General features: G+C 45.6%; 15 protein-coding genes. 9 read left to right on the top strand and 6 right to left on the bottom strand.

Features of this window, described 5'->3' with window-relative positions; all coding sequences use genetic code 11:
* The first annotated feature begins 276 nt into the window (after positions 1-276).
* The gene (locus IPJ02_10010; protein MBK7375869.1) at positions 277-1,515 is read left to right on the top strand and encodes a hypothetical protein; all 1,239 of its coding nucleotides are present in this window, start codon (positions 277-279) and stop codon (positions 1,513-1,515) included.
* Positions 1,516-1,993: 478 nt separating this feature from the next.
* Here IPJ02_10010 and IPJ02_10005 read toward each other — a convergent pair whose 3' ends face one another.
* A complete protein-coding gene (locus IPJ02_10005) occupies positions 1,994-3,934 on the bottom strand; it encodes a peptidylprolyl isomerase (protein ID MBK7375868.1) in 1,941 nt (646 codons plus the stop codon).
* Positions 3,935-3,947: 13 nt separating this feature from the next.
* Positions 3,948-5,390 carry a DUF4369 domain-containing protein gene (locus tag IPJ02_10000; GenBank protein ID MBK7375867.1) on the bottom strand — a complete coding sequence of 481 codons (1,443 nt, stop codon included), beginning with the start codon at positions 5,388-5,390 and terminating at the stop codon, positions 3,948-3,950.
* Between the two features lie 129 nt (positions 5,391-5,519).
* Here IPJ02_10000 and IPJ02_09995 point away from each other — a divergent pair, with 129 nt between their 5' ends.
* From IPJ02_09995 to IPJ02_09960, 8 genes are all read left to right on the top strand, one after another.
* Complete coding sequence (locus IPJ02_09995; protein ID MBK7375866.1) at positions 5,520-6,065, top strand: class I SAM-dependent RNA methyltransferase; 546 nt, start codon at positions 5,520-5,522, stop codon at positions 6,063-6,065.
* Positions 6,066-6,144: 79 nt separating this feature from the next.
* Positions 6,145-7,032: a 23S rRNA (uracil(1939)-C(5))-methyltransferase RlmD gene (gene rlmD, locus IPJ02_09990; protein MBK7375865.1), complete on the top strand. Its 888-nt coding sequence runs from the start codon at positions 6,145-6,147 to the stop codon at positions 7,030-7,032.
* 16 nt (positions 7,033-7,048) lie between these two features.
* Positions 7,049-7,681, top strand: coding sequence for a rhomboid family intramembrane serine protease (locus IPJ02_09985; protein MBK7375864.1), 633 nt, complete (start codon positions 7,049-7,051; stop codon positions 7,679-7,681).
* A gap of 55 nt (positions 7,682-7,736) precedes the next feature.
* Positions 7,737-8,663, top strand: coding sequence for a rhomboid family intramembrane serine protease (locus IPJ02_09980; protein MBK7375863.1), 927 nt, complete (start codon positions 7,737-7,739; stop codon positions 8,661-8,663).
* A 165-nt stretch (positions 8,664-8,828) separates the two neighbouring features.
* Positions 8,829-9,959 carry an endonuclease/exonuclease/phosphatase family protein gene (locus IPJ02_09975; GenBank protein MBK7375862.1) on the top strand — a complete coding sequence of 377 codons (1,131 nt, stop codon included), beginning with the start codon at positions 8,829-8,831 and terminating at the stop codon, positions 9,957-9,959.
* 163 nt (positions 9,960-10,122) lie between these two features.
* Positions 10,123-11,610 carry a cysteine--tRNA ligase gene (locus tag IPJ02_09970; protein ID MBK7375861.1) on the top strand — a complete coding sequence of 496 codons (1,488 nt, stop codon included), beginning with the start codon at positions 10,123-10,125 and terminating at the stop codon, positions 11,608-11,610.
* Between the two features lie 142 nt (positions 11,611-11,752).
* Positions 11,753-12,715: a fasciclin domain-containing protein gene (locus IPJ02_09965; GenBank protein ID MBK7375860.1), complete on the top strand. Its 963-nt coding sequence runs from the start codon at positions 11,753-11,755 to the stop codon at positions 12,713-12,715.
* 121 nt (positions 12,716-12,836) lie between these two features.
* Positions 12,837-13,487 carry a DNA-3-methyladenine glycosylase 2 family protein gene (locus IPJ02_09960; protein ID MBK7375859.1) on the top strand — a complete coding sequence of 217 codons (651 nt, stop codon included), beginning with the start codon at positions 12,837-12,839 and terminating at the stop codon, positions 13,485-13,487.
* Positions 13,488-13,564: 77 nt separating this feature from the next.
* Here IPJ02_09960 and IPJ02_09955 read toward each other — a convergent pair whose 3' ends face one another.
* The 4 genes from IPJ02_09955 to IPJ02_09940 form a co-directional block, all read right to left on the bottom strand.
* Positions 13,565-14,077 carry a GAF domain-containing protein gene (locus tag IPJ02_09955; GenBank protein ID MBK7375858.1) on the bottom strand — a complete coding sequence of 171 codons (513 nt, stop codon included), beginning with the start codon at positions 14,075-14,077 and terminating at the stop codon, positions 13,565-13,567.
* 113 nt (positions 14,078-14,190) lie between these two features.
* Positions 14,191-14,709 (bottom strand): class IV adenylate cyclase, encoded by a 519-nt coding sequence (locus IPJ02_09950; protein ID MBK7375857.1) that lies wholly within the window; start codon positions 14,707-14,709, stop codon positions 14,191-14,193.
* 36 nt (positions 14,710-14,745) lie between these two features.
* Positions 14,746-15,060: a rhodanese-like domain-containing protein gene (locus tag IPJ02_09945; protein MBK7375856.1), complete on the bottom strand. Its 315-nt coding sequence runs from the start codon at positions 15,058-15,060 to the stop codon at positions 14,746-14,748.
* 222 nt (positions 15,061-15,282) lie between these two features.
* Positions 15,283-17,445, bottom strand: coding sequence for a S46 family peptidase (locus tag IPJ02_09940; GenBank protein MBK7375855.1), 2,163 nt, complete (start codon positions 17,443-17,445; stop codon positions 15,283-15,285).
* Positions 17,446-17,490 lie beyond the last annotated feature (45 nt).

Genomic DNA, 17,490 nt, shown 5'->3' with positions numbered 1-17,490 from the left:
TTTGGCATTATTAGTGATAAAATGGTTTAAAACGATACCAAAGATTGGATAATTAAATGAACTTTCATATAGTCTTTTAACGGTATTTTCTTTCTTGTAATCCCCAAGCCCCGTTTCGTAGCTCACTAAACGGAATAAAATACACCCCCTACTGGTGCAAGCCTGTCTGCCGACAGGCAGGCTTGCGCCAGTGGAACATATATATCTCTTACTTTTAAGTAAAAAATACCATACAGTGGGTATAGCTGCATATAAAGCATTTGCTAATTTTAAACCATGAAAAAAACACTTTTGCTGATTACATTTTACAGTTTTACGCAAACCGTATTATGCCAGGGTACTTATATTGTTGCATTGCAGGAAGCGTACAACGAATTTAAAAGTGACCTGGCTAAAGAAAATGCGGATGTAAAGGAAGCAGGAAAAAAAGCTATTAAAAACTTAACCAAAGCCGATAAGCCTTATAAAAAATATGGCTGGTGCAACACTTCTTATTACAAAGCGCTCGTGTATAAAGAGATGGAAGAATTTGATAAAGCTCTTTCTGAACTTGATAACTGTACACCCGGGGATTTTCACCAGGATGAGATTGAGCAAAGGATGGCCCTGAAAGGGAAGATACTGGATAGGCAGGACAAATATGAACCTGCACTGGAAGCTTATCTGAAAGCCCAAATTGCCTATGAAAAACAAACACATAAATCGGTTTATATTTACTATTATTCCATTCCCATAAAACGAATGTATGCCAATATGGGAGATTACGAAAACGCCTTAAAATACAATTACCTGAGTGATACTTCCTATGGCATAAAAAAAACGCTTTCAGATATCTATCATGAAAGACTTACCGAAAAAAACATCCGTGTTAAATGGGAAGAGTTATTTAATGAAGCGCAGGAATATGATAAAGCCGGGAACAGAACAACTGCTTACGAAAAATACACGGAAGCCATAAATCTAAATAACTTATATGCTGATGCCTATTATTACCGTGGCATACTGGGTTTAAAAATGGGTAGATACGCTGAAGCGTCAAAAGACCTGAATAAATGTTTTAATCAATTGAATTATCAATTTCCCAGGTTGAACTTCCTGGTCTATATCTCCCTGGAAGCTGCAGGTAATTTTAATGAAAGCTATTACAGCTTTTACGATAGGTACCCGGCATCAGAAAGGACAAACCTGTTAAAGGAATTTGGTATAACAGGCTCATCAAAGTTTGTTTCTAAAGTAGAAAGGGACCGGGAAATTGCAAGGCAGCAGAAAGCATGGGATGAAAAAAAATCTGCCAATACATCTCCGGCCCCCGTTGTTACCCAACCTAAAGCCGAAGCCATATGCAGTTGTGAGCGCTGCAATGGAAGCGGAAAAATCACAGTGTCATCTTTTAAAACCTGGGAAATAACTAATGGTACAGATAGTTATGGTAATGTTAGAAAAATTAAACAATCGGGTTATGTTTATGAAGACCAAACCTGTACAAGATGCCTTGGCAGCGGAAAATGTAAATAGGCTGAAATGGTTTTCTTCAGCCCCCACTGGCGTAAGCCTGCCTGTCGGCAGACAGGTGTTCACACCATAATGACCAATTTACAAACGCATTGATTACGGGATCACCCGGGCCCGTATAATTCTACCAGGCTCCCGCTTTAAGCGGGACAAGTTGTGTCCGGATTTTGAAACCAACTGCTCAAAACAGCTGCCAGGGGCAGATCCTTACAAATACGCCGTACGTTTCACATAGCCGGAAAAGAAAGGCTTCTTTATTCGCCAACAATAGACCGGTTCCTTATGTCTTCCTCTTGTAAAAAACAAAAAGCCCTCCTGGATAAAGAAGGCTTTTTAGTTTTCATAAAGGGGTAATGCATTTGGGTATTAAAGAAAGGAATAAGGCAAAGATTTACTGCCGGTTTTCCTGTTCAACCCATATACGCAAAAAACCTGCCAACGGTTGCTGCAGGCAGGTTTTAAGTCTGTAAAACTATTGTCATTATTTCAACAAGGACCGGAAGACCGCCTCGTTTACCTTCACCGGGTATTTCTTTTTTAATTCCCCGATCCATTTTTCCTCCAGGATATTCTGGAAGTCATTGATAACAAGTCCCCTTGCCTCATCAAATGTTCTTTGTAATCCTGCCTCGTATTGCCGGATGATCCTGACAAAACCGGCCGAACCATCCTGGGGACTGATGACCGTTTCGGTAATGGTCCCTGCAGGGAGTTTTGGATCAATGCCCACGGGTATCTGTGTAAGTTCAAACCTGCCCGAATCTGCCTGGATGGTATTGTTGGCTTCTTCCAGGATCTTTTTCCAGTCTTTTCCGCCCTTCAAAGATTCCCGTGCACCGTCTGCAATGGTTTTGTTGTAGCAATTGAAAAGCAGGATATCTGCACTGGATGCCCACAGGTATTTATTTTTATTAGTGTTATAATGTTTCAGCAAAGCGGAACTGTCGGCAGAGGCATTTCCCCACACATTTCTTTCCATGATCTCAAAAAGCACATTCCCGTCTTTAAATTCCTGCATCTGGTACCTGAACTCAGGATTAAAATCTTCGAGGTGCGCTTTATAGTAATCCAGCGTATTTGCGGTGACAAATTTTTCAACCAGCGCAGCGTTGGTCTCACCCTGGTAAAGTTCAGCGCTGCCTTTGTAGTTGCGGATGAAGTCCAGCCAGTCCTTTCCGGTGAGTTTTGATCGGGCAAAAGTATAGATGGTTTTATTGCTGATGGGATAAAGAGCAGTATTGCCTGTTTCTGAAGCGGGCTTTGCCAGCACACTGTCTGCATAGCGGAAAAGTTCTGCATCCGGAACGGCCCCGGTCTTTTTAAAACTTACCTGCTTCATTACTTCTTTTACAAAAAGCTCTTTGGCTATATTAATTCTTGCGTCTTGTTGCACTTTTTGTTTCAGTTCAAAAAGAAAGGCCAGGTCATTCTTGTCTGTTGATACCGGGCTGTGCGCTATCCTTTTTACAATGTGGTACCCGTAATCGGTCAGGAAGGGTTTGCTTATTTCGCCATCCCGGCCCAGTTTAAAAATTTCCTTTTCAAAAGAGGCCTGGTATCTTCCCGAACCGAATTCGGGCAGTTCTCCGTTGTTGCCATAGGTTAACTTATCATCACTGAATTGCCTGGCCATCATCCCAAAGTCGGCGCCCTTTTGTAACAGTTGGTAGATCGAATCGGCTTTTTTTTCCAGCAGGGACCGGTCTCCCGCCTGCAACTCAGGGGGTACAGCCAGCAGTATCTGGGCGATCTTCCATTTGCCTGCTGCCTTCCTTTCGTCGATCACTTTAAATACATGCCAGCCGCTTTTTGAGCGGGTTGGCTTACTTGCCTGTCCTTTGCCCAGTCCGTAAATGATATTTTCGTATTCATACGGCAGGGAGAATGTGGTTATGAAACCAATATCCGACAGCCGGATGCTCCCGGGCCCCGCCTCTTCAACAAGGTTATTGTAATCTGTTTTGCCGGAAGCCAGGGAAGTATATAAACCGGAAATGGCCTTGTATATTTTTGCCGTGTCATCCGGCGTAAGCGGATTACCCACGGGGGCGAAAAAATGCAGCACATGCAGGTCTTTCTGGCTGCGGCTGAAGGCTTCGTCAAGCAGTGTATTGAGCGCTTTTTCATTATTGAGATAGCTGTCTTCTATCTGGCCACGGAAACTCTGTGCGTCGTATTGAAGCTGGGGCAGAGTATCCAGCTTCATATCCAGGGCGGCATTTACTTTCAGCTTAAACCTCACGTACAGGTCAAGGTATTCCCTCAGGGCCTTTTCCTTATCGGTAACGGGCGTTTTATTTTTGTTGTAGGCCCGCAGGAACTCGTCTTTATCAACCGCCTTGCTGCCATAGGTGAACAGTGTTTGGGAAAACGCCGGGTAGCAGCAGCAGGCAATAAGGAGCAGCAAATAAAATTTTTTCATCAGCAGTTTTGTTTTAGTTGGCGGAAGGAGATTTCCATTTCACTTCCAGCAATTCATTCAGTTGTTCCCAGGTAAGTTTTTTGGCAATGATGCGTTTTTCCTTATCCAGCAGGTATAGGGTAGGTGTCATGGTAATATCGTACAGTTGCCGGAAACTCGGCCGCTGTTCAGCATTATTCCGGGCTTCCATTTCTTTGGTTTGATACACATGCGTCCAGTCTCCCAGGTTCTGGCTGCTGATAAAACGCATCCATTCCGGCTTAACGTCGCCCTTCCCGTCCGGGGTAAGTACTGCATAGATCTTCACATTGTGCTGTTTCCAACTGGCTTTATATACCGAATCGAGTTTGGGAACCATTTCCTTGCAATGGCCGCAGTTGGGGTCCCAGAAACAAACGACCGTATAATCAGCAGTTACATTATAAAGCGAAGAAGGCTTGTCGGAAGGGTCCAGCATTTCCAGGTCGGCCGCCTTATCGCCGATCAGGTTTGCCATAAGCATGTAGGCCCGGCGGTTGATCGCCTCCATTTGTTTTTCGTTCAGCCATTTGCTTAACCCCTTGCTGTGGTATTTGTCGAACAGGTGTACAAATACAGCATCCTGCCCCATGTATTTCGGGTTGATGAATTCATCGGTAAGCCAGTTAAGCAAAAACTTGTACATCTCCGGTGCCGACCTGGCCAGCAATAATTTATAATCCACGTCTTTTATGATGCTGTCGGCCACCGGCGAGATCACCTCCCGGTAATAACGTTCCAGTTTGCGTAAGAAGAAGGGTGTTCTTATGATGCGGTCATCCATGAAGCTGATGCCGTCCCAGTAATGGTTCTTGTATTCGTAATAATTGTTCAGGGAATCCTGTTTGGTAACCGGCACCCTTGTTGGCACCGGGGGCTCTTTCATGGCTTTCAGCAACGTAGCCATCATGGAATTGGGCTGGTTCTTTATGATGCCCTCCCGGTAGTCATTCAACTGCTTGTTGTACGTGTTGTAATTTTTTTCGTGCAGCAGGGAATCTTCCCTTGTTTGGGACGCCGCATAACTGTTGCGCTCCTGTTGTATCTGCCTTCCTTTGGCAGCAGCAAACCGCTGGTACTGCTCGTACAGGATGTTTTCTTTTGAACCGGTTACCATTGTTTTATTGATCAGGTCGGAGGTATCGGCAGTAACAGCGATCACCTGTTCTTTATCAACCAGGAATTCAACCCGTTGCCTGTTTCCGGGGAAAAAGATGGCATATATACCCGGTGGAAGTTTGGTTGCCCCTTTAAAAACTGCGGTGCCTTTGTTGCTGATGGCAGCCGAGTCGGCCACATTAAAATTGCTGCCCATGTAATAGGTAAGGTAGGTGATGCCGCTTTTAAAGTCGGGGGCTTTCAGGCTTACCTGGTAGCCCTGGCTAAACGCCGCATTACAAACCGCCAGTGCAAAAAGAAGTAGTTGGTATTTTTTCATGGTGATTTAAGGATAGCAAATGTATTTAAAATCACCGGTTATTCTTCATCCGGGCCGATGGGCATTGTTTAACAATTACAAATCATTAACAAAAATAATCGGGAGGATTTAAACGGTATTTTTGCTGCCGTGCGAAAGAAAAATAAAAAACAAATACTGGAGAACATATCCGTGTCGGGGTATGCGGCGGAGGGCAAGGCCCTGGCAAAGCTGGATGGGAAAGTGATCTTTATTTCCGGGGCCGTACCCGGCGATGTGGTGGATCTACTGCTTATCAAAAATAAGAAGGACTGGGCCGAAGGCAGGGCGTTAAAGATCCATGAATATTCAAAGGAAAGGGTGGAACCCTTTTGCAAACATTTTGGCGTTTGCGGCGGCTGCAAATGGCAGATGCTTCCTTATGAAAAGCAGTTGATGTACAAACAGCAGGAAGTGGAGCAAAACCTGCAGCGGATAGGCAAAGCAGATCTACCCGGGATCTTACCGATCATCGGAGCAGATGATACGGTACATTATAGAAATAAACTGGAGTTTACTTTCAGTAATAAAAGATATTTGCTGACCCCCCCACCCCCTAAAGGGAGATCCCAAACCCCTCCAAAGGAGGGGCCTGTGAAGAACCTGATAACTTATTGGGGTTTTCGGAATCAGCAGACTCCAAATCTCCCCCTTTAGGGGGCGAGGGGGTGGGGCTCTGGGTTTTCACGTTCCCCGGATCTTTGATAAGGTGATCGACATTGATGCATGTTACCTGATGGATGATGTGAATAACCGCATCCGGAATACCATCCGGTCTTTTGCCCTGGAAAATGATCTTTCCTTTTACGATATACGGCAACATACGGGCTGGCTCCGCAACATCATCGTCCGCCTGTGTACAACCGGCGAACTGATGGTGAACATCTGCCTTAACCATGATGCCGAAGAAGACCGAAAAAGACTTTTCGATCACCTGTTGCAGGAAGTGCCGGAAATAACCACGCTGCTGTACACCATCAACCCCAAATGGAACGACAGCATTTACGACCTGGAGCCCCGGGTATATTCCGGCAAAGGCCATGTCATTGAAAAACTGTCAACGGGCACGGAAGAATACCGGTTTAAGATCTCTGCGAAGTCATTTTTTCAAACCAATACCCGGCAGGCGGAAAAATTATACCGCATCACCCGCGACTTTGCGGGGCTTACCGGCAAGGAGACGGTTTACGACCTGTATTGCGGCACCGGGAGCATCGGCATATTTGTAAGCGGGGATGCCGGAAAGATAATTGGTGTGGAAGCAATAGCGGAGGCCATCGAGGACGCCAAAGAAAATGCGGCATTGAATAACATAGGCCACGCCGAATTTTTTGCAGGCGATGTGACCAGAATATGCAACGATGATTTTTTTGCCACACACGGCAGGCCCGATCTGGTGAGAACCGATCCGCCCCGTGCCGGCATGCACGAGAAGCTGGTCAATAAGCTGCTGGAGATCGCAGCGCCCAGGATCGTGTATGTAAGCTGCAACACCGCCACGCAGGCCAGGGACCTGAACCTGCTGGCAGAAAGATACAGCGTGGAAAAGATCCAGCCGGTGGATATGTTCCCACACACACACCATATTGAATGTGTGGTGCTGCTGAAATTGAAACCCGATTAACCACTAAATTTGTACAATGGCATATAACAAATACGGAAGCAGTTTTCAGCGCACAACACCGGTGGTGCTTAACCTGATCATCATCAATGTGCTGGTTTATTTTATACAGATGATGTTTGACGGCCCAAGCCCGGAAACCATACTGGACCAGAAGATAACCGGTAAGATCGCCCTTTATCCTTACCAGACACCTTACTTCAGCCCCTATCAATTGGTGACGCACATGTTTGCCCACGGAGGATTTGCTCATTTGCTTTTTAACATGTTTGCCCTCTGGATGTTTGGCACCATGCTGGAAAGGGTATGGGGGCCCAAACGGTTCTTCATTTTCTATTTTGCCTGCGGCCTTGCTGCCGGTTTTGCCCATCTGGTCCTTGAATTCTCTCCGGCAGTGGGTGCTTCCGGTGCCATCATGGGATTGTTTGCCGCGTTTGCATATCTTTTCCCAAACACCGAACTGATCATATTTCCTTTACCGGTACCCATAAAAGCAAAGTATGCTGTTGCCATCATGGCCGCCATTGACCTTTTTGGCGGCGTATCTTCCACCGGCAGCAACATTGCCCATTTTGCCCACCTGGGCGGACTGGCCATGGGGTTCATACTGGTGCTGGTATGGAACAAGGGTAATAAAAAAACTTTCTATTGACACAACATTAGTTTGCAGCAACTGTTTGTAATTTCACAGTACAAAGTTTTCTACCATGGGAGAAGCAGACCGCTACCAGGAGTATAAAGTAAAAAAGCAGCGTTTTACGCTGGGCCAGCCGGATAATGCGCTGATGTGGCTCTTTGTGCTCAATACCATCTTTTTCCTGGTGCTGCTTGTAATTAAAACGGCCGTTGCGGTGAACACAAACTCCGATGCTGCTTTTTATACCGATGTGGTCAACTGGTTCCAGTTGCCGGCCAATATGAATAAACTGGTCCAACGGCCATGGACGGTACTGACCTATATGTTCAGTGATGTGGCTTTATTGCGGATCCTCAGCAATATGCTCTGGTTGTGGGCCTTTGGTTCTGTATTGCAGGACCTTACCGGCAACCGGAAACTCATCCCGGTCTATTTATACGGAGGTTTTACGGGAGCCCTGTTCTTTGTGGCCACCGCTTATATCGTCCCTTCCCCGGCAGTTGCTGATACCTGGATAATAGGTGCAAACCCCGCGGTATTGGCGGTGGCGCTTGCTGCAACCATCATCGCTCCCGGCTACCGTTTTTTCAGGCATATCATGGGTGGGATACCGGTTTGGGTGCTCACGGTTGTTTATGTTGCCATCGACCTGGTTTCCGTTGCCGGCCAGCCCCCGGTTTACACGGCAGCACATATAGGCGGGGCCTTTGCCGGGTTTTTGTTTGTAATGCTCCTGAGAAATAAGATCGATGCCGGCACCTGGATGAACAAACTCTACCATTGGTTCATCAACCTGTTCAATCCCAACCCGGGCAATAAAAAACAGTCGGTTAAAGAAAAGGTCTTTTACAATACCGGGAACAGGAGCCCCTATCATAAGACATCGAACATTACACAGCAGCGGGTTGATGAGATACTCGACAAAATAAGCCAGAAAGGATACAGCCACCTTACCAGGGAGGAAAAGGATATTTTAAAAAAGGCCAGCGAAGAATAGCGTATCAATAATGTCTTTTTTTAAACGGGCTGTCAGCCTGAGCTTGCCGAAGGCGGGTAATGACAAATACCTCATACCGGCAGTGTGGCAATGTTATAAGCCTCAGGGTTCTGCAGTTTCGCTCCTTTAAAATCCTTTTAGTTCGCTTAGCATTATCTTTATACAATGGCCAAAGGTTTTCTTCGCCGGCAGACAAAACGGATCTTCATCATTGCAAATATCCTTGCAGGGGTTCTTTTCCTGCTGGGAAGCTACAGCTATCTGTTCAGCCCGGCATATTTCTGGCCGGTGGGATTATTAAACCTGACCGCATTCTATATTTTACTGGTCCTTGTTGCTTTTATTGTTTTCTGGCTGTTTGTAAAACCCAGGCGGGCGCTCATTTCGGTGGTTGCCATCCTGTTTGCATACAAGCCCATCAACAACATACTGCCCTTCCGGCTCTCTCCTGCACAGGAAAAGGAAAAACCCGCAGGTACCATCCGGGTAATGACCTGGAACGTGGCCCAGTTCAATGTGCTGGATGATAAAAAACATCCTGAAGTAAAGAAGCGCATGTTTGACATCATCAACGAATACCAGCCCGATATTGCCTGCTTCCAGGAAATGGTTGCTGAAGACAGTACCATCAGGGACCATGGCCACATGGATGAGTTTTTGAAGAAACTCAGTTACCCGGATTATTTTTATTCCTACAATGTAAAAGAAGATTTTTGGGGATATGCCCATTTCGGTATCATCATCTTTTCAAAATATCCCGTCATCAATAAAAGAACGGTTTCTTTTTATCCCCATGATTATAATTCCATTTTTCAGTATATAGATGTTGTAAAGGGAGTCGATACGATCCGGGTATTCAATATCCACCTGCAGACCCTGCGGTTCAGCCGGTCTAACTTAAAGTATATTGAAGAACCGACCATCGGGGAGGAAAAAACGATCAAAGAATCAAAAAACATCCTGGGCAAATTCAAAAGAGGGTTCTTAAGAAGGCAGGTGCAGGCCGAGAGGATACGGGCTGAATTGGAAAAGAGCCCTTACCCGGTCATCTTAAGCGGCGACTTCAATGACCTTCCCAACAGCTATGCCTATCATACCATTGGCGGTACCATGAAGAACAGCTTTGTTGAAAAGGGCACAGGGCTGGGAAGGACCTTCAGCGGGATATCGCCCATATTGCGGATCGACAATATTTTTGTTGACGACCGGTTTGAAGTGAAACAGTTCATACGCATCCATAAAAAGCTGAGCGACCATTTCCCCATTTTTGCCGATGTGCAATTGGGCAAAAAATAATACCTTAGCGGTTCACATGAACGCATTCTTCCCATACCAGGATTTCTGTTGCCCTTGCGGCATAGCTTAATATCTTTGCAAAGAATTACATCCTGTTTCTTATTAGCTTGTTGGATTGCAGGTGATGCAATACAAACCACAAACTACAAACTACAAACCAACCATGTCTTTAAAAATATACAACACCCTTTCAAGAGAAAAAGAAGAGTTTAAACCCATCACTCCCGGCCATGTGGGCATGTATGTGTGCGGCCCCACGGTTTACAGTGATGTGCATTTGGGCAACTGCCGCACGTTCATATCATTTGATATCATTTACCGGTACCTGCTTTACCTGGGGTACAAAGTGCGCTATGTACGCAACATAACCGATGCGGGGCACCTGGAAGGCGACCGCGATGAGGGCGATGACAAGTTCAGCAAGATCGCCCGGCTTCAGCAGCTGGAGCCGATGGAGATCGTTCAGAAATATACGTTGGGTTTCCGCCATGTGATGCAGTTGCTCAACAACCTGCCGCCTTCCATTGAACCAACTGCTACCGGCCATATTGCAGAGCAGATAGAAATGACCAAACAGATACTTGCCAACGGGTATGGCTATGAAGTGAACGGCACCATTTATTTTGACGTGGAGAAATACAATAAGGAACAGCCCTATGGTATTCTCACCAACCGGAAAATGGAAGACCTGCTGGAAGGAACAAGGGAGCTGGGTGGCCAGGATGAAAAAAAAGGGCGGCTTGATTTTGCCTTGTGGATAAAAGCTAAGCCCGAACACCTCATGCAATGGCCAAGTCCCTGGGGCATGGGGTTCCCGGGCTGGCATATTGAATGCTCGGCCATGAGTGAAAAATACCTGGGAAAGAAATTTGACATACACGGCGGCGGCATGGACCTTGCTGCCACACACCACACCAACGAGATCGCACAGAGCCAGGCCTGCTACCATACCAGCCCCGCCAATTACTGGATGCATACGAACATGCTTACCGTGAACGGCACCCGGATGAGCAAATCGCTGGGCAACGGGTTTTTACCGGAAGAATTATTCACCGGCAACCACCCGCTTCTGGAAAAAGCATATCCACCGGTCGTGGTCCGGTTTTTCATGCTGCAAACGCATTACCGGAGCACACTTGATTTCAGTAATGAAGCATTGCAGGCATCAGAGAAAGGATTGAAGCGGTTGTGGGATGCGTATGAAACACTGAAAAAACTGGCCATTGACAATAAAAAACTGGCAAGCGATGCAGAGCTGGATGCCAAAGTGAATAAACTGGTGAATGAGTTTGATGAATTCATGAACGATGATTTTAACACAGCGAAGGTTTTAGGCAATATGTTTGAACTGGTGCCGGTGATCAATTCAATCAAGGACGGATTGATAAATGCGGATGCAGTTTCGCCGGCCACGCTGGCATTACTGCAACAGAAGTTCAAAGCATACCTGGAAGACGTGTTTGGTCTGAAGAATACTGCTTCTGAAAGCGGCAAGCTGGATGAGGTGATGAGCCTCCTGGTAGAAATAAGAAAAGAAGCCAGGGCGAAAAGGGATTTTGCCACCAGTGATAAGATCAGGAACCAGTTAGCCTCTATCGGGATCAGTCTGAAAGATGAAAAGGGCGGGGAGATGAGTTGGGATGTGAACTGAATTCTGAAACTGTTTTATACTAAACTGTTTAATAAAGAAAACTTTTTTTATTGAAATCATAAACACAAAAAATTTTTTTAAAAAAGCTATGAACTAAATGAAGTTTCATTCTGTTTAATAAAAAAACAAAAAAATTAAACAAATGAAAACGACATTCAACAAATTATTATTCGCTGTATTAGCGGGTTCATTGATCAGTTTATCATCCTGCGATAAAGACGATGATCCAATTGTAACCACCAATACCATCACCGATGTGGTGGTTAATTCAGCAAATTTCAGTGTATTGGAAGAAGCGGTAGTAAAGGCCAATTTAGCTTCCACATTAAGTGGAGCAGGCCCATTTACTGTATTTGCGCCCGATAACGCCGCTTTTGCAAGTGCAGGCATCAATTCAACCACTGTTGCATCCTTAAGTTCAACCCAGCTCAGCGATCTGTTATTATACCATACCATTGGTTCAAAAATTCTGGCTGCTTCGGTACCGGCTGGTCCTAATGCCAAAGTGATAACCGCCGGTGGCGATTCGGTTTTTGTTACCCGGAACACATCGGGAGTTTATGTAAATGGTATAAAAGTTGCCGTTGCTGATGTTAATGCCGACAATGGGGTTATTCACCAGTTATCAAAAGCATTAAACAAACCATCCGGCAATATTGTGGCAACTGCCCAGGCGCCCGGATCGGGTTTAGACTCACTGGTAAAAGCCATTGTAAGGGCTAATAACGGCCCCGGAGGAGATCCTACATTGATTGCTACATTAAGTTCGGCAACCCTTACCGTGTTTGCACCAACCAATGCAGCATTTACACAGCTTTTAGGCGCACTCAGCTTAACCGATATTAACAATATCCCGATGCCGACTTTGCTGGCGGTATTAAGGTACCATGTAGTTGGCGGCAGGGCTTTTTCTTCTGACCTGGCTAACGGTAACCTGGCCATGCTGGCGGGCGGCAATACTACCATTAATTTAACCAACGGCACAGGCGGAGGCCCAACGATCAAAGGGAATGGCAATGGCACCAACCTGTCGAATATTGTGGGCACTAACCTGATGTGCCGTAATGGCGTGGTGCATGTGATTGACAGGGTATTATTACCTTAATAATCTAAAACAAAAACCGGTAATTACTGCTCAAACGGTGAACAATTATTTAATGTTCACCGTTTGGGTTTTTTATTAGGAATAAGATAAATTCCAGAACTTGGGTTCAAATTAATTGCTGATGCAGCATATTGCCCATCTTTCCAAAGACAAAAAATTAAAAAAGATCATCGACCAGCAGAAGCCTCATGTGCTGGTGAAAAGAGAAAAAGTGTACCTGCATCTCTGCTATTCCATCATGAGCCAGCAACTGAGCACCAAAGTTGCCGATGTATTCCACCGCCGGTTCCTTGACCTGTATAATGGCAAAGAACCAAAAGCGGAACAGATCGTGGGAACACCGTTTGAAACATTGCGGGGCATCGGTCTCAGCAATGCCAAGGCAAACTATGTACTGAATGTGTGCCGGTTTTTTATTGAAGAAAAGATCACCGATGCAAAGCTGCATAAGATGAGTAACGAAGAAGTGATAAAACAGCTTACGCAGATAAAAGGGGTGGGCCAGTGGACCGTGGAAATGGTACTCATGTTCACGTTAGGAAGAGAGGATGTTTTTGCCCTGGATGACCTGGGCATACAACAGGCCATATGCAAACTGTATAAGATCGATGCGGAGGATAAGAAAGCGATGAAGGAAAGGATGCTGGCTGTTTCAAAAAAATGGAGCCCGTATAGAACCTATGCCTGCAGGTATTTGTGGGGATGGAAGGATAATGTACCACCCCCTCCGCCTCCGCCAGCTGGCGGAGGAACTAAGAGTAAAAAAAGTTAAAGCTCTTTTCTTTATTTGGTAGCTATGATTTTATTATTATCAGAATAAAATCATAGTGTAACAATATAAGTTCCCCTTTAGGGGACAGGGGCAAAAGGAATCGCTTCTATAATCGTTTCTAAATACTTTTTGTCCGTTTCGTCAAATTGGGCCAGCGATTCACTGTCCACATCCAGCACAGCAATCACTTCATTATTACGGATGACGGGTACCACGATCTCGGACCTGGATAAGCTGCTGCAGGCGATATGGCCGGGGAATTTTTCCACGTCATCAACGATTAGTGTTTCTGCTTTTTGCCAGGCCGCTCCGCAAACGCCTTTTCCCTTTTTTATTCTTGTGCAGGCAACCGGCCCCTGGAAGGGTCCCAGCACCAATTCGTTTTTATCCTCCGAAACTTCAGCGGGGGAAGGCTTCACCAGGTAAAATCCCACCCATAGCCAGCCGAACTGCTCTTTAAGTGCTGCGGTAACATTGGCCAGGTTGGCAATGAGATCGGGTTCACCGTATAATAACCCTTTTATTTGAGGGATGAGTGATTGATAAATCTCGGCTTTGCTTCCCTGTATGATCGTTAAGTCTTCTGCCATGGGGCAAAGATATGTTTTAACCACAGATGGCCACAGATCAAGGTCACAGATAACCACAGATTCTGTGTAATCTGTGAAAACAATCTGTGCAAATCTGTGGTAAAAGAAAGAAATTAAACTTTTTTCAAGATCATATCACTATAGGAACCCGAACAATAATCCATCGCAGCAATGCCAAACAAGGAAGCATATTTCTCACATTGAATCTGTAACTTTTCTTTTCCGATCGTTCCATCCTTATCAATGGCCTCCACTTCCACAAATGTTCCCAGGCCATCCACGGTATCAAAATGGAATTTTACATTCTCAATGAAATAGATCTTCCGCCGTTTATCTACCACGGCTTTTATACCCAGCGTCTTGATGAGGATATCCTTTAATGCTTTATCGGGCTTGTGATGATACAATAGAACATGACTGGCTTTGGCACCGGCTGTATCTTCCCGTTCGTAATGGATCAGTGCATTTTCAATATTACCTTCCCGTAGTTTTAAACGGCCGGAAGGAATATTGAAATAGGTATCCACCTGGTGGTCTTCTCCCATGTATAAGGGATCGTATTGCTGAAGCAGCGCTTCCAGTTCTGCAAGCCGGCGGGTAGTTGCCTTAAATTCGATATTAAGGGTTGGCATGTGCTAAAGATAAACAAACCACCCGTTCCGGTTTCCTTACAGTTTATTTTTCAGGCTTCCCCAGCTTCCGCCATTATACACTTCGCCGTAACCATTTGCCTTGAGCAGGCCTTTGGCCGAAGCGCTCCGCATACCTGATGCACAACAGGTGATGATTGGCTTGTTCTTGTCTTTCAGTTTACCGAAGTTATTCCGGAGCTTATCAACCGGAATGTTGACAGAACCCTTAATGTGCCCGCCGGCATATTCACCCCTGCTTCGTACATCAATGATAAGGGCGCCCTGCCTTACCAGTTCGGCATAATTCGTTTTCGGGCCAATGCCCAGTAGTTTTTTTAATGTATTGATCATAATGGTTTTTTTAAAATGAACCGTACAGTAATCTGCCACCAGTTCTTTCCCTGTTTTGCTTAATAAGGAACAGGAAGACCGGTGCAGCAAAAGTACCAGCCAGGGGGCAGGCGGTTGGTGATAAATGTTACATTGAAAAAATGACCGGAGAAGCTCCGGCACTAAGAAATAAAAAACCGCCCCAATACGTTGGAGCGGTTTAATTCAATCACAATAAACCTCTTACCTCACCAGTTTCAACTCATCAATAATATTCTTTGCACCACCCAGTTTGTCAATGCACCAAAGCACATAACGTACGTCCACACAAATGGTGCGGTTAAGGTCTTTGTCGAATGCGATCTTATGACTGAGGGCTTCGTAGTTGCCGTCAAAAGCAAGTCCCAGTAAATTACCATTGGCATCAATGACCGGGGAGCCGGAGTTGCCGCCGGTGATATCGTTGGTGGTGATGAAACCAACAACCAGGTCATTGGTACGCTTGTCGATATACTGGCCAAAATCCTTTTTCTTCAAAAGCTCCACCTGTTTGGCAGGCAGGTCAAATTCATAGTCGCCTGCTTTGTATTTTTCAAGTATGCCCTTGCTGGTGGTCACGTAATCGTAGAATACCGCATCCCGGGGGCGGTAACTTTTTACATTGCCATAACTCACCCGCATGCTGAAGTTTGCATCGGGATACATCTTGTTCACGGCAGCCGGGTTCATTTCCATGATGCCCTTCATATAGCTGCGGCCCAGTTCATTATTCTTGTTAACGAACGCCGTGTAGAGGGGGGAATACTTGGTATTGTAATTCTTAATAAAAGCCGATGCAAAGGCAAATGCCGGGTCGGCCTGCAGCACAGCGCCATCCGGGTTTGCCACAAAGGCATTCCATTTGGCGTCGTCGAGCAACAGGGTCTTTGTAAACACGTCATGCGCCCATTTCTTATAGGTGGCTTCCTCTTTCAGGTCGCCGTAGCTGGCTTTAAGTCCTTCGTAAAAACCAATGGGGTGCTGGCTCTTATCCACATCGTTGTAAAACATCATGCAAACAGCAGCCAGTATCTTCTCATCACTGGGAAGGTCTTCATGTTCTAAAAAGCCTTTGCGGTTTGCGGTGGCTGCATCGGTTGCTTTTTTAATATCGGCAGCTGCTGTATTGTTCTTGAGCAGCTTATCTTCTAAAGAAATAAGTCCGCCGGCAGCAGCGATCAGCGGGGAGCCAACAATGCCTTCGTTGATATACTGGCGGTGTTTGCTGTAAGGGGTCCAGGCCGCATAGTTCTTTGCATACTCAGCCAGAATATTCTCATATTCGGGTTTTCCCTTTGCCCAGGCATTGAACCGGTTCTCATAATCCTGCTTTTGCCCGTAGGTATTGAACTTGACCAGTTGTTTTGTTTCGCCGTCGAAGAATTTCCAGTAGTTGGCAACGCCGGCATAGTTATCTGCCAGTTTTAATTTCACGGCGGGGTCTTTTATCATTTGTTCGTACATGTACTTCAGGCGCATGTCACGCAAACCAACCAATGCAGGGTTCTCAATTTCATTTTTCAGTTTGATACCGTAGCTGGTCTCATAGCGGTTGGTGCTGCCGGGATAACCATAGATCATGGCATAATCGCCGTCTTTAAAACCTTTGATGCTTACCGGTAAAAAATGTTTTGGCTTCAGGGGCACATTGTCTTTGCTGTAATCGGCCGGCTTGCCATCTTTGCCGGTATATACCCGGAAGACAGAAAAATCACCGGTATGACGGGGCCATTCCCAGTTGTCGGTATCGCCGCCAAACTTGCCCACACTTTCTGGTGGTGCACCTACCAGGCGGATGTCACGGTATATTTTGTACACATACATGATGTACTGGTTTCCTTTGAACATGCTGTATATCCTCCCGGTCAGCCCGTTCTCTTTGTCGGCCACTTTATCGGTGATGGATTTATAAACCTCCGGCAGTTTTTTAACGCGGTCAGCCCAGGCAAGGCCCTTCACCCCTTCTTCTACTTCTTTGGTAACGTCCACGATCCGGTCGAGGAACTGAACGGTTAGCTGGCTTTTTAATTCCTGGTCCTTGTTATAGGCATAAAATCCATCCCTTAAATAATTATGCTCCACTGTGCTGGCTGCTGATATGGCCCCATACCCACAGTGGTGGTTGGTGAATATCAATCCCTGGCTGCTTACAATTTCACCTGTACAGCCGCCGCCAAAAATGATGATGGCGTCTTTTAAGGACGATCTGTTGATGGAATAAAGTTGTTCTTTGGTGAGTTTGAGTCCTCTTTTCACCATGTCGTTGTACACCTGCTGGCCAAGCAACATGGGTAACCACATACCTTCATCGGCACTGGCTTTAAATACGCTGATTGATAACACGACAGCAATTAAAATCCTTTTCATATAGTTTTATTTTTGGATGACAAACCTACTCATTTTTTAGATACG

The organism is Chitinophagaceae bacterium, assembly GCA_016710165.1.
In the GTDB taxonomy this organism is placed as follows: Bacteria; Bacteroidota; Bacteroidia; order Chitinophagales; family Chitinophagaceae; genus Ferruginibacter.
The sequence above is the reverse complement of the archived record's forward strand: the minus strand, read 5'-3'. Positions and strand labels throughout refer to the sequence as shown.